Genomic DNA, 12,138 nt, shown 5'->3' with positions numbered 1-12,138 from the left:
GGAGATGGTTACTCAACTCTTCAGGTCGTGCAGGCGTACCGCCACCAGCATGGCATCAGGCGTCAGCGGTGTGGCTTTCCACTTCGCCGCCGCATCCCACCACATGCCGGTGCCCGGGGCACAGCGGAAGTCGTGGGCGCCAGACTGCAAGTGCCACCTGCCCCGCACGGCCAGCGCCAAGCCGCTGGGGGCGGTGGCGATCTGGCGAGTGCCCGTCAGCACGGTCACCTCGGCACGCCATTGGCTGCGCCGGGTCATCACATTGAAGTCAGTCGAGGGGCCGCCGAGCAGCGCGCAGTCCAGCGCCACGTCGCCCGAAAAAGCAAAGGGCACACCGGGCGTGTCCAGTCTCTGGTCGATGCCCGTCCCCTGCAAACGCACCCCGGCGCCATCGAGCAACATGATCACGCGGTCGACACCGGGAAAGACCGAGAACGGACCGTTCGCGGCAATGGTGGCCACGCTGACGCGCCATTCAAAACTGTCCATGTTTGCGCCGGGCGGCCGGCAGACGATTTCACGCGTGCTGCCGCCACCGTTCTTCCACGGCGTGGGGGGCAGGTCGGCGATGTCGAAGGTGTGGATCACGACAGCAGTCCGCACGGGGTGCGCAGCAGCGTCGCGGCTTGTGCGATGTCGGGGGCCAGAAAGCGGTCGGCTTCAAACGATGGCACTTGTTCGCGCAGCCGTCGCCAAGCCTGGCCAGTACCGGCACCAAAACGCTGCTCTTTCAGGAATTCAAACGCCTGCGCGGCCAGCAGGTACTCGATGGCCAGGATCTGCGTCAGGTTCTCCAGCGACCGGTGCAGGTCCAGCGCGGCGCTGGTGCCCAGGCTCAGGTGATCTTCCTGCCCGCCCGAGGTGATGAAGTTGTCCACCACCACCGGCTGGGCCAGGCGGCGGTTTTCACCGGCCAGGGAAGCGGCGGTGTACTGCGTGATCATCAGGCCCGAGTTGACACCCGGCTCGGCCACCAGAAACGCGGGCAGGCCACTGACGTGTGGATTCACGAGCCGGTCCAGCCGCCGCTCGGCCACGCCGCCGAGTTCGGCCACGGCGATGCGCAGCAGGTCGGCGGCCATGGCCACCGACTCACCGTGCGGATTGGCCTGCGACATGACGCGGTAGGCCTCGGGCGTGCCCAGCAACAGCGGGTTGTCGGTGGCGGAGTTCAGCTCGGTCTCGATCTGCCGCGCGGCGTGCGCGATCTGGTCGCGGCAGGCACCATGGATTTGCGGGATCGAGCGGATGCTGAGCGCATCCTGCGTGCGCAGGCTGCGGCTGCTGGCAATGACTTCGCTGCCCGCCAGCAGGCCACGCAAGTGGCGGCCCACCTGCTGCATGCCGGGGTGCGGCTTGAGGGCCAGCACGTCGGCGTCGAACGCATCGGCCTGGCCGCGCAAGGCCTCGAAGCTCATGGCGCCGATCACGTCGGCCCAGTCGGCCAGGCGTTCCAGGTCGGCCAGGGCCAGCGCGGCCAGGCCGGTCATGCAGGGCGTGCCATTGACCAGGCTCAGGCCATCTTTCGCGCCCAGCACCAGTGGCGGCAAGCCGATGGCCTGCAGCGCCTGGGCAGCGGGCAGCGTGCGGCCTTGCCAGCGCACTTCGCCCAGGCCCAGCAGCGCCACGCCGACGTGCGCCATGTGGGTCAGGTAACCGACCGAGCCCTGGGACGGCACGCAGGGCGTCACGCCCTGGTTCAGCAGCGCCAGCAGGCCCTGCACCACGCTGCGCTGCAGGCCTGAATAGCCTTGCGCGTAGTTGGCCAGCGCGGCAAACATGATGGCGCGGGTTTGCGCTTCGGTCAGCAGCGGGCCGACGCCGCAGGCGTGGCTCAGCAAGGTGTTGCGCGAGAGCTTGGCCAGTTGCTCGCCGTGCAGCACCACTTGGCTCAACGCACCCAGGCCGGTGCTGATGCCGTAGGCGCGCTCGCCGTTGGCCACGATGCAGTCCACGATGGCTCGGGCATTGTCGATGCGCGCCCAGGCAGCGGAAGACAACGCCAATGGCGCGCCGTCGCGGGCCACGGCGACCAGATCGCGCCAGCCCAGCGGGCTGTCGCCGATGGTGATGGGGAAAAGGGGAGAAGACATGTGGGCAGTGCTCGTGGGGGTCATGCGGTGGCGCGCTCCTGGTGGCCGGAGATGAACTGGCGAAAGCGTTCGGAACTGTGCGCGCCAAACACATCGGCCGGTGCGCCTTCCACGTCCACCAGACCCTGGTGCATGAAGACCACGCGGTTCGACACATTGCGCGCAAAGCCCATCTCGTGCGTCACCACCAGCATGGTGCGGCCCTCTTCGGCCAGGGAGCGCATCACCTTCAGCACCTCGCCGACGAGCTCGGGGTCGAGCGCGGAGGTCGGTTCGTCGAACAGCATCACTTGCGGACGCATGGCCAGCGCGCGGGCAATCGCCACGCGCTGCTGCTGGCCGCCGGACAGGTGCGCGGGGTAGTAGTCGCGCCGTTCAAACAGTCCAACGCGCTGCAGCAAGGCCTCGGCCTCTTCCACGCATTCGGCATGTGCGCGCTTTTGCACCCGCATCGGGCCTTCGATCAGGTTTTGCAGCACCGTCATGTGCGACCAGAGGTTGAAGCTCTGGAACACCATGGCCAGTTGCGAACGCATGCGCTCGACCTGTTTGCGGTGCACCGGCTCCAGGCGGCCGTCCTTGCGCTGGCGCATCTCCAGGGTTTCGCCGTCCAGGCAGACGCTGCCCTGGTCGGGTGTTTCAAGCATGTTGATGCAGCGCAGAAAGGTGCTTTTGCCCGAGCCGCTGGCGCCCAGGATGGAGATCACATCGCCCTTGCGGGCCGTCATGGAAATACCCTTGAGCACATGGTGGCCGCCAAAGGATTTATGGATGTTGGAGACAGCCAGGGTGGCCACGGTGGAGGTGATGGTCGTGGTGCTCATGGTCGGCTCAAACGGTTTGGGTGGGGGAGTTCACGGCGATGCCGGGGCGCTTGCGCAGGTGCGGCGACAGACGGTGCTCCAGCATCGCCACGGCGCGCACCAGCAGGAAGTTCAGCACCAGGTAGATGGCGGCGGCGCAGATGAACACCTCCATGGTGCGGTAGCTGCGCTGGATGATTTGCTGGGCCACGCCGGTCACGTCCCACACCGTCACCAGGCTGGCCAGCGCGGTGGACTTGACCAGCAGCACCAGCTCGGTGGAATAGGCGGGCAGGCACTGGCGCAGCGCGATGGGCGCGATCACACGCTGCAGCAGGGTCCAGCGCGACATGCCGGTGGCCAGGCCGGCTTCGATCTGACCGTGCGGCACCGCCAGCAGGCCGCCGCGCAGGATCTCCGCCGTATAGCCGGCCGTGCACAGAGCCAACGCCAGCACAGCGCAGGCATAGGGTTCGCGCAACACCAGCCAGGCCGGGCTGGCGCGCACGGCCTCGAACTGGCCCAGGCCGTAATAGACCAGGAACAACTGGATCAGCAGCGGCGTGCCGCGAAACACCAGCACATAGCCGCGCGCAAACCAGCTGAGCGCCGGGTACGGGCCGACACGCATGGCGACGATGAGCAGCGAGAGCAGACCACCGAACAGCAGGGACAGCGAGAACAGACCCAGCGTCGTCGGCACGGCGGCCAGCAGCTTGCCCAAGGTGTCGAGGAGGAAGTCGAAGTCGATCATGGACTGGCTCCTAGGTGTTGGCAAAGTTGCGTCGCTGCGACTTGCCCATGTGCTTTTCTGCCCGGCTGAACACCTGGTTCGACATGCCGGTGAGCACCAGGTACAGGATGCCGCCGACGATGTAGAAGGTGAAGTACTGGCGGGTCGAGCCGGCTGCGATCTGGGCGGTGCGCATGAGCTCGGCCAGGCCGGTGACCGAGATCAGGGCCGAGTCCTTCAGGCTCATCTGCCAGACGTTGCCCAGGCCGGGCAGCGACAGGCGGAAAATCTGGGGCATCAAAATGCGCCGTGCCAGCATCAGCGTCGGCATGCCGATGGAGCGCGCGGCCTCCAGCTCGCCTTGCGACACGGCCAGGTAGGCGCCGCGGTAGACCTCGGCCTGGTACGAGCCCGAGATCATGCCCACCGCCAGCACCCCAACCAGAAACGGCGGCGTGGCGATGAAACCCTCGGCGCCGAACCACTGGCCGATGGCCGTGATCAGCGTCGAGCCGCCGAAGTAGAACAGGTAGATCACCAGCAGCTCGGGGATGCCCCGGAACACCGTGGAATACAGCTCGCCCACACTGCGCAGGCTGCGCCGCGGCGACAGCTTGGCGGCCGCCACCAGCGCGCCGAACACCGAGCCGACCAGCAGCCCACACAGCGTCAGTGCCACAGTCAAAAGAGTCGCCAGCAGCAGGGCCGAACCCCAGCCCTGCTCGCTGAAGCCCAACAGTTCGAACAGTTCCATGGCGGTCTCTCCGATGTCTATGTGACTGTGGCCTGGCGCAGACTCAAGGGGTGGCGGGGGTCAAGTCGGTTTTGAACCACTTCAGCGACAGCTTCTTCATCGTGCCGTCGGCCAGCGCGGCCTTGATGGCCACGTCGAACATGGCCTTCAGGTCGGCGTCGGCCTTGCGAAAGCCGAGGGCCTCGCCTTCACCGAAGACCAGCCCGCCCAGCTTGGGCCCGGTGTAGGCCAGAGCCTTGTTCTCGGGTTTGGCCAGAACGGCGTTGATCAGGGTCACGTCGTCGAAAACGGCATCGATGCGGCCGACCTTCAGGTCGAGGATGGCGTCCGGCGACGAGCTGTATTCGCGCACCGTGGCGATGTCCTTGAAATGCTCGTCGATGAACTTGGTGTAGACCGTACCGGAGGCGATGCCGATGGTCTTGCCCTTGAGCGCGGCGCGCAGCGGCTCGACAGCGGTGCGCACGGTCTTGGCGTCGGTGCCCAGCTTCAGGGTGTCGCCCTTGCCTTCGGGCAACAGCTTGCCACTGGCGGCGACAAAGCTGGCCGAGGTGGAGGCGTAGGGGGCGGAGAAGGCGACTTCCTTCTTGCGTTCTTCGGTGATGACGATGGAGTCCATCATCACGTCGTACTTGCCGGCTTTCAGGCCGGCGATCATGCCGTCCCAGTTCTGCACCACCAGCTTGCAGGTGATCTTCATGCGCGGGCACAGGTCTTCGATCATGTCGATCTCGAAGCCGGCGAGCTTGCCGCCAGGCAGGGTCATGTTCCAGGGTTCGTACGCACCCTCGGTGGCGATGGTGACGGTCTTCCAGTCTTTGGCCTGGACGGGGGTGGCGCTGACCAGAACGCCCAGGGCAAGCAGACTGGCGGCGAGGAGTTGCGAGGTTTTCATGGTTTCACTTTCAGAGGGTTGAGGGACAGGCGAGAAATCTGAATAAAAAGTGCCGCTGTCGCAATGTCTGTCAGCGTCGGCAGCTATGAATGCGGTAGCAATGCCTTACTTCACCATGGGAAGATTGAGGTTCTGCTTCTTGGCGGTGGCGATGGCGATCTCGTAGCCAGCATCGGCGTGGCGCATCACGCCCGAGCCGCTGTCGTTGACCAGCACACGAGCCAGGCGCTCGGCCGCGGCATCCGTGCCGTCGGCCACGATCACCATGCCGGAATGCTGCGAATAGCCCATGCCGACGCCGCCGCCGTGGTGCAGGCTGACCCAGGTGGCGCCGCCAGCGGTGTTCAGCAAGGCATTGAGCAGTGGCCAATCGCTCACCGCGTCGGTGCCGTCTTTCATGGATTCGGTTTCGCGGTTCGGGCTGGCGACCGAGCCGGTGTCCAGGTGGTCGCGGCCGATCACGATCGGCGCTTTCAGCTCGCCGTTCTTCACCATTTGATTGAAGGCCAGTCCGGCTATGTGGCGCTCGCCCAGGCCCAGCCAGCAGATGCGCGCGGGCAGGCCCTGGAAAGCGATGCGCTCGCGCGCCATGTCGAGCCAGCGGTGCGTGTGTTTGTTGTCCGGGAACAGTTCCTTGATCTTGGCGTCGGTCTTGTAGATGTCTTCCGGGTCGCCCGAGAGCGCGACCCAGCGGAACGGGCCTTTGCCCTCGCAGAACATGGGGCGGATGTAGGCCGGCACGAAGCCGGGGAAATCAAACGCGTTCTGCACGCCCTGGTCGAACGCGACCTGGCGGATGTTGTTGCCGTAGTCCACGGTGGGAATGCCCATGCTCTGGAAGTCCAGCATGGCCTGCACGTGCACCGCGCAGCCTTGTGCGGCCTCAGCGGTCAGGCGGGCGTGTTGCGCCGGGTCCTTCTGCGCGGCCTTCCATTGCGCCACGCTCCAGCCCACCGGCAGGTAGCCGTTGATGAGGTCGTGCGCCGAGGTCTGGTCGGTCACCAGGTCGGGCTTGATGCCGCCGGCCTGGGCGCGCTTGACCAGCTCGGGCAACACTTCGGCCGCGTTGCCGAGCAGGGCGATGGAGACGGCTTCCCTGGCGGCGGTGTGCTGCTGGATCAGTTCGAGCGCATGGTCGATGTCGCGCGCCTGCTTGTCGACGTAGCGCGTGCGCAGGCGGAAGTCGATGCTGCTCTGCTGGCACTCGATGTTGAGCGAGCAGGCGCCGGCCAGTGTGGCGGCCAGGGGCTGCGCTCCGCCCATGCCGCCGAGGCCGGCGGTAAGGATCCATTTGCCCGACAGGTCATTGTTGTAGTGCTGCTTGCCGGCTTCCACGAACGTTTCAAACGTGCCCTGCACGATGCCCTGGCTGCCGATGTAGATCCAGCTGCCGGCGGTCATCTGGCCGTACATGAACAGGCCCTTGCGGTCGAGTTCGTTGAAGTGTTCCCAGTTGGCCCACTTGGGCACCAGGTTGGAGTTGGCGATCAGCACCCGTGGCGCGTTGGCATGGGTCTTGAACACGCCGACCGGCTTGCCCGACTGGACCAGCAGGGTTTCGTCATCGTTCAGTTCCTTCAGCGTGGCCAGGATCTGGTCAAAGCATTCCCAATTGCGCGCAGCGCGGCCGATGCCGCCGTAGACCACCAGGTTCTTGGGGTCTTCGGCGACCTCGGGGTCGAGGTTGTTCTGCAACATGCGGAAGGCGGCCTCGGTGAGCCAGTTCTTGCAGCTGAGCTCGGTGCCGCGCGGGGCACGGATTTCGCGGCTGACGTCAAAACGGGGGGCTTGGGTGGTCATGGTTGTTTCCTTATGCAGAGATGTGGCTGGGCAAGATGGTCAGAAGGGCGGCGGGCCAGTCGCTCTGGTGCGCCCAGAGGCGCATGGCCTCGATGTCGTCGGCCAAAAAGCGGTCGTGGTCCAGGAAGGCGACGCGCTGGCGGATGTCGGCAAAGGCGGCTTCGACCAGTTGCGAGCTTTTCAGGCCGCCGGGCCGCCCCAAGGCAGGTTGCGCCCCCTCGGGGGGCAGCGAGGAAGCGGCAGCACCGAGCGTGGGGGCCACGTTGTGGCGTTTGAGTTCGATGCCTTGCGCCGCGCCCATGGCTTCGATGCCGACCACCACCGCGGTGTTGTTCACCATCTCGCCCAGGCGCCGCGCGGCGAAGGTGGCCATGGACACATGGTCTTCCTGGTTGGCCGAGGTCGGCAGGCTGTCCACGCTGGCCGGGTGCGCCAGGGATTTGTTCTCGGACGCCACAGCGGCAGCCGTCACCTGGGCCATCATGAAACCCGAATTCAGGCCACCGTCGTGCACCAGAAACGGCGGCAAGCCCGACAGGCCGGTGTCCAGCAACAGGGCCAGGCGGCGCTCGGCTATCGCGCCGATCTCGGCCACGGCCAGAGCGATGATGTCGGCGGCAAAGGCCACGGGCTCGGCGTGAAAGTTGCCGCCGGAGATGACGTCACCGGCACCCGAAGTGCCATCGTCAGCAAACACCAGGGGGTTGTCGGATGCAGCATTGGCCTCGGTCTGCAGCACTTTGGCCGCATGCGTGAGGTTGTCCAGGCAGGCCCCCATCACCTGCGGAATGCAGCGGATCGAATACGGGTCCTGCACCCGGCCGCAATCGGGGTGCGAGGGCACGATTTCGCTGCCGTCCAGCAGCACGCGCACAGCCCCGGCCACGGCGATCTGGCCAGGCTGGCCGCGGGCGGCGTGGATGCGCGCATCAAACGGCTTGATCGAGCCCTGCACCGCTTCCAGCGACAGCGCGCCCGACACCAGCGCGGCGGCAAAGACGTTTTCGGTGCCGAACAGGCCATGCAGCGCCAGCGCAGTCGACACCTGGGTGCCGTTCAGCAAGGCCAGGCCTTCCTTGGGACCGAGCACAAAGGGTTCCAGGCCGATGCGGGCCATGGCCTCACGGCCGGAGATGATCTCGCCCGCTGGAGTGCTGGCCTGACCTTCACCAATCAGCACGCAGGCCATGTGCGCCAGCGGCGCCAGGTCGCCCGATGCGCCGACCGAGCCCTTGGCCGGGATGCGCGGCAGCAAGCCGGCATTGGCCAGCGCCAGCAGCGCATCGACCAATTCAGGCCGCACGCCCGAGTGGCCGCGCGCCAGGCTCACGGCCTTGGTGGCCAGGACCAGGCGCACCACGGGCGCGGCCAGCGGCTCGCCGGTGCCGACGCTGTGCGACAGCACCAGGTTGCGCTGCAGCTCGGCCAGGTGTTCAGGCGCGATCTTGGTGCTGGCCAGCTTGCCGAAGCCGGTGTTGATGCCGTAGACCACTTCGTCATGGGCGACGATGCGCTGCACCGTGGCCTGCGAGGCGAGCAGGCCGGCGCGGGTCTCAGGCGCCAGCGCCAGGGTGGTGCCGCCGACGTGGATCCGGCGCAGTTGGCGCAGGCTGACGTGGCCGGGTTGCAAGGTGATGGAAGCCATGCTCTATCCTGTCTATACAAGTAGGTGCGAGTGAGATTTTTCTGGTGCGAGCGGACGTGGATTCAGCTGGTCACGGCATTGCCATCGGTGCGAAAGCGGCTGCCCAGCCGGTAGCGTGCGCCGGGATGCAGGCAGCGCACCAGGGTGATCGGAACTTCGCGCATCCAGGTGCGCCGGGTCAGCAGCAAGCAGGGCTGGCTGGCCTCCATTTGCAGCAGCGCGGCCTGCTCCGCCGTGGGCAGTACGGCATCCACCACATGCTCCATCTCGTCGAACAGCACGGTGCGCACCAGGAAGTCGGAAGGCTGTTCCAGCGTGAAATCCTGCTGGCCGAAATCGGGCGCCATGCGCGGGTTCACGTAGCGGTCTTCCAACTGCATGGCCACGCCGTCCTCGAGGTGCACACAGACCGAATGAAACACCGATTCGCCGGTGTGCAGCCCCAAAGCCGAGGCCACCTCCAGCGAGGCAGAGATGCGCTCCACGGTGACGATCTGGCACTGGTAGTCGTGGCCGCGACGCCGGATGTCATGAGACAGGCGGGCAATCTGCAGCAAATTGCCTTGAGGCTTGTCGTCGGCGACAAAACTGCCGACGCCGGCGATCCGCTTCACGCGACCCTGCTCCATCAGTTCGCGCAAGGCCCGATTGACGGTCATGCGGGCGACGCCGAAGCGGCTGACCAGTTCACTCTCGGACGGCAGGCGGTCGCCGGCCTTCCAGGTGCCGTCCTGAATCTTGCTGGCGATGAAGTCCTTGACTTGCTGGTAACGCGCCACGCTCGGCGTGAACGCGGCATTCCCTTGGGCCGCGTGCGGTTTGCGGACGGGGGTGGGGTTTGATGTTTGGATGGTCATGGTTCGCGATTTTGCGGAATCATCCACACCTGTACATACAGGCAAACCCTGAAATAGATACCTGAAGGCACCAATATTGCGCCTTTGATTGGTCCATTGAGCGGTGTTGCATCAGTTTGGTGCCGTTGTTGGGGGACTTGTCTTCTAAACTGTCTATACAGGTAAACACAAGCAAATTAAATGCCAGGCGCAAGAAACGACTCGCCCGCAGGATCCGACTGACTTTTTGCGCTTTTTCAGCTGCCGGACAGCGCGGCCGAGGTGTGCCGCACCATGTCCAGAAACGCCAGCAGCGCGGGGTGATGCCCCCCGTCCTTGGAGAGGCAGTGGGTGTCGTAGGGCAGCAGCGGCCGGGCCAGCGGTCGAAACACCACCCCCGGCAAACCCGCCTGGGCCAGCGCGGCCGGTACCAGTCCAACCCCCAGCCCCTGCCCAATGACCGACACCACGCTCAACCAGTGCTGCAGCTCCAGCCGCACCTCGGGCTCATAGCCGGCGTCGGCGCAGGCCGCCAGAATCCGGTCGTGGTAGTCAGACGACACCGCCCGCGAGACGATGGCAAACGGCTCACCCTGCAAACGGTCCAGCGACAAGCTCTTCGCCTGCGCGGCGAGGTGGCTTGCCGGCAGGCAGGCCATGAACGGCTGGCTGGACACCAGGATCTGCGAAAACCCCTTCGGCACCCGCGTGGTGTGAACAAACCCCACATCCAGCCGGTCGTGCACCAGATCGATCAACTGCTCGCGGGAACTGAGTTCGCGCAACACCAGTCGCAGGCCGGGGTGGGCCAGGCCAAACGCTTGCAGCATCTGCGGCAGACCGCGGTAGAGCACCGCGCCGGCAAACCCGATCTGCAACTGCCCTGCCAGCCCCTGTGCCACGTCGCGTGCCTGGCGGGCGGCCTCGGTGGCTTGGTCCAGCAGCGCCCGTGCCGCCGGCAACAACGCCTGCCCCGCCGCCGTCAGCGCAACGCCACGGCTGTTGCGCGTGAACAGCTGCGCACCCACCGAGGCTTCAAGCTGCTGGATGTTGAGTGAGAGCGGCGGCTGCGTCATGGCCAGACGCTGCGCAGCGCGACCAAAATGCAACTCTTCGGCCAGCACCAGAAAATAGCGCAGGTGGCGGAATTCCATGAATAGCTTTCCTGTATCGACGGATACCTATTCGATATTAGACAGGTATTCATGCCCGGCGGACAATGCGCGCATTGCCACCCCAACACACGGAGACAAACACCATGCTTTCCCCCACCAAAGCCAAGGCCAGCTTCAGCTGGGAAGACCCGTTCCACCTCGACCAGCAGCTCACCGACGACGAGCGCCAGGTGCGCGAAGCGGCATACGCCTACTGCCAGGAAAAGCTGCTGCCCCGCGTGACCGAGGCCTTCCGCCATGAGAAGACCGATCCGTCGATCTTTCGCGAGATGGGTGAACTCGGCCTGCTCGGCCCCACCATCCCGGAGGCCTACGGCGGCAGTGGCCTGAACTACGTCTGCTACGGCCTGGTGGCTCGCGAAGTGGAGCGCGTGGACTCCGGCTACCGCTCCATGATGAGCGTGCAGAGCTCGCTGGTGATGGTGCCGATCAACGAGTTCGGCACCGAAGAACAGAAGCAGAAATACCTGCCCAAGCTCGCCACCGGCGAGTGGATCGGCTGCTTCGGCCTGACCGAACCCAACCACGGCTCCGACCCGGGCAGCATGGTCACCCGCGCGAAAAAGGTGGCTGGCGGCTACAGCCTCTCCGGCGCCAAGATGTGGATCACCAATTCACCGATCGCCGACGTGTTCGTGGTGTGGGCCAAGGACGACGAAGGCTCGATCCGCGGTTTCATCCTCGACAAGGGCATGAAGGGCCTCTCGGCCCCGGCCATCCACAGCAAGGTCGGCCTGCGTGCGTCCATCACCGGCGAGATCGTGATGGACGGGGTGTTCTGCCCTGAAGAAAACGCCTTCCCCGAGGTGCGGGGCTTGAAGGGCCCTTTCACCTGCCTGAACAGTGCGCGCTACGGCATTGCCTGGGGTGCACTCGGTGCGGCTGAAGACTGCTTCTTCCGCGCCCGCCAGTACGTGCTGGACCGCCAGCAGTTCGGCCGCCCGCTGGCCGCCAACCAGTTGATCCAGAAGAAGCTGGCCGACATGCTGACCGAGATCAGCCTGGGCCTGCAGGGCTGCCTGCGCCTGGGCCGCATGAAGGACGAGGGCACGGCCGCGGTGGAAATCACCTCCATCCTCAAGCGCAACAGCTGCGGCAAGTCGCTGGACATTGCACGCATGGCGCGCGACATGATGGGTGGCAACGGCATCAGCGACGAGTTCGGCGTGGCGCGCCACCTGGTGAACCTGGAAGTGGTCAATACCTACGAAGGCACGCACGACGTGCACGCGCTCATCCTGGGCCGCGCGATCACCGGCATCCAGGCGTTCAACTGAAAAAAGGTGCGATCGGGCGCCGCCGGAGCGAGGTGCCGCGTCAAGGGCGCCCGAGGATCCGGCTCCGCCGGTCCCAGGGTGCGCCCCCTTGAGGGGGACGCGCGCAGCGCGGCGGGGGTGGGTTATA

11 protein-coding genes are annotated in these 12,138 nt (G+C 65.8%); 1 reads left to right on the top strand and 10 read right to left on the bottom strand.

Annotation, left to right across the window (positions count from 1 at the left end):
• Positions 1-12 precede the first annotated feature (12 nt).
• The 10 genes from IV113_RS18455 to IV113_RS18410 all read right to left on the bottom strand — a co-directional run bounded on the left by IV113_RS18455 (position 13) and on the right by IV113_RS18410 (position 10,713).
• Complete coding sequence (locus IV113_RS18455) at positions 13-585, bottom strand: HutD family protein (protein WP_291088046.1); 573 nt, start codon at positions 583-585, stop codon at positions 13-15.
• Positions 585-2,093, bottom strand: coding sequence for a histidine ammonia-lyase (gene hutH / locus IV113_RS18450; protein WP_291087969.1), 1,509 nt, complete (start codon positions 2,091-2,093; stop codon positions 585-587). The genes IV113_RS18455 and hutH (IV113_RS18450) overlap by 1 nt, the downstream gene beginning before the upstream one ends.
• Before the next feature lie 20 nt (positions 2,094-2,113).
• Positions 2,114-2,917, bottom strand: coding sequence for an ATP-binding cassette domain-containing protein (locus IV113_RS18445; RefSeq protein ID WP_291087967.1), 804 nt, complete (start codon positions 2,915-2,917; stop codon positions 2,114-2,116).
• A gap of 7 nt (positions 2,918-2,924) precedes the next feature.
• On the bottom strand, positions 2,925-3,650 hold the full coding sequence (locus IV113_RS18440; protein ID WP_291087964.1) for an ABC transporter permease subunit: 726 nt from the start codon (positions 3,648-3,650) through the stop codon (positions 2,925-2,927).
• Positions 3,651-3,660: 10 nt separating this feature from the next.
• Positions 3,661-4,383 (bottom strand): ABC transporter permease subunit, encoded by a 723-nt coding sequence (locus IV113_RS18435; RefSeq protein ID WP_291087961.1) that lies wholly within the window; start codon positions 4,381-4,383, stop codon positions 3,661-3,663.
• Positions 4,384-4,426: 43 nt separating this feature from the next.
• Entirely contained in the window at positions 4,427-5,278 is an 852-nt protein-coding gene (locus tag IV113_RS18430) for a transporter substrate-binding domain-containing protein (RefSeq protein ID WP_291087958.1), read from the bottom strand.
• A gap of 105 nt (positions 5,279-5,383) precedes the next feature.
• On the bottom strand, positions 5,384-7,078 hold the full coding sequence (gene hutU / locus IV113_RS18425; RefSeq protein ID WP_291087956.1) for a urocanate hydratase: 1,695 nt from the start codon (positions 7,076-7,078) through the stop codon (positions 5,384-5,386).
• 10 nt (positions 7,079-7,088) lie between these two features.
• Positions 7,089-8,723 (bottom strand): histidine ammonia-lyase, encoded by a 1,635-nt coding sequence (hutH, locus tag IV113_RS18420; RefSeq protein WP_291087953.1) that lies wholly within the window; start codon positions 8,721-8,723, stop codon positions 7,089-7,091.
• A gap of 62 nt (positions 8,724-8,785) precedes the next feature.
• Complete coding sequence (hutC, locus tag IV113_RS18415) at positions 8,786-9,580, bottom strand: histidine utilization repressor (RefSeq protein ID WP_291087951.1); 795 nt, start codon at positions 9,578-9,580, stop codon at positions 8,786-8,788.
• Positions 9,581-9,816: 236 nt separating this feature from the next.
• The gene (locus IV113_RS18410; RefSeq protein WP_291087948.1) at positions 9,817-10,713 is read right to left on the bottom strand and encodes a LysR family transcriptional regulator; all 897 of its coding nucleotides are present in this window, start codon (positions 10,711-10,713) and stop codon (positions 9,817-9,819) included.
• A 104-nt stretch (positions 10,714-10,817) separates the two neighbouring features.
• On the opposite strand from IV113_RS18410, the gene IV113_RS18405 reads away from it, so the two are divergent.
• Entirely contained in the window at positions 10,818-12,011 is a 1,194-nt protein-coding gene (locus IV113_RS18405) for an acyl-CoA dehydrogenase (RefSeq protein ID WP_291087945.1), read from the top strand.
• The last annotated feature ends 127 nt before the right edge of the window (positions 12,012-12,138 follow it).

It is taken from the genome of Hydrogenophaga sp. (genome assembly GCF_018780385.1).
Classification (GTDB): domain Bacteria; phylum Pseudomonadota; class Gammaproteobacteria; order Burkholderiales; family Burkholderiaceae_C; genus Hydrogenophaga.
Note: the sequence above shows the minus strand (reverse complement) of the source record. Positions and strands in the feature narration are given on the sequence as shown.

Bases quoted from the DNA above. Each gene is read 5' to 3' on its own strand.
- hutU (WP_291087956.1), bottom strand. From the start codon at position 7,078: ATGACCACCCAAGCCCCCCGTTTTGACGTCAGCCGCGAAATCCGTGCC.
- IV113_RS18445 (WP_291087967.1), bottom strand. From the start codon at position 2,917: ATGAGCACCACGACCATCACCTCCACCGTGGCCACCCTGGCTGTCTCC.
- hutC (WP_291087951.1), bottom strand. From the start codon at position 9,580: ATGACCATCCAAACATCAAACCCCACCCCCGTCCGCAAACCGCACGCG.
- hutH (WP_291087969.1), bottom strand. From the start codon at position 2,093: ATGTCTTCTCCCCTTTTCCCCATCACCATCGGCGACAGCCCGCTGGGC.
- IV113_RS18410 (WP_291087948.1), bottom strand. From the start codon at position 10,713: ATGGAATTCCGCCACCTGCGCTATTTTCTGGTGCTGGCCGAAGAGTTG.
- IV113_RS18435 (WP_291087961.1), bottom strand. From the start codon at position 4,383: ATGGAACTGTTCGAACTGTTGGGCTTCAGCGAGCAGGGCTGGGGTTCG.
- hutH (WP_291087953.1), bottom strand. From the start codon at position 8,723: ATGGCTTCCATCACCTTGCAACCCGGCCACGTCAGCCTGCGCCAACTG.
- IV113_RS18405 (WP_291087945.1), top strand. From the start codon at position 10,818: ATGCTTTCCCCCACCAAAGCCAAGGCCAGCTTCAGCTGGGAAGACCCG.
- IV113_RS18440 (WP_291087964.1), bottom strand. From the start codon at position 3,650: ATGATCGACTTCGACTTCCTCCTCGACACCTTGGGCAAGCTGCTGGCC.
- IV113_RS18430 (WP_291087958.1), bottom strand. From the start codon at position 5,278: ATGAAAACCTCGCAACTCCTCGCCGCCAGTCTGCTTGCCCTGGGCGTT.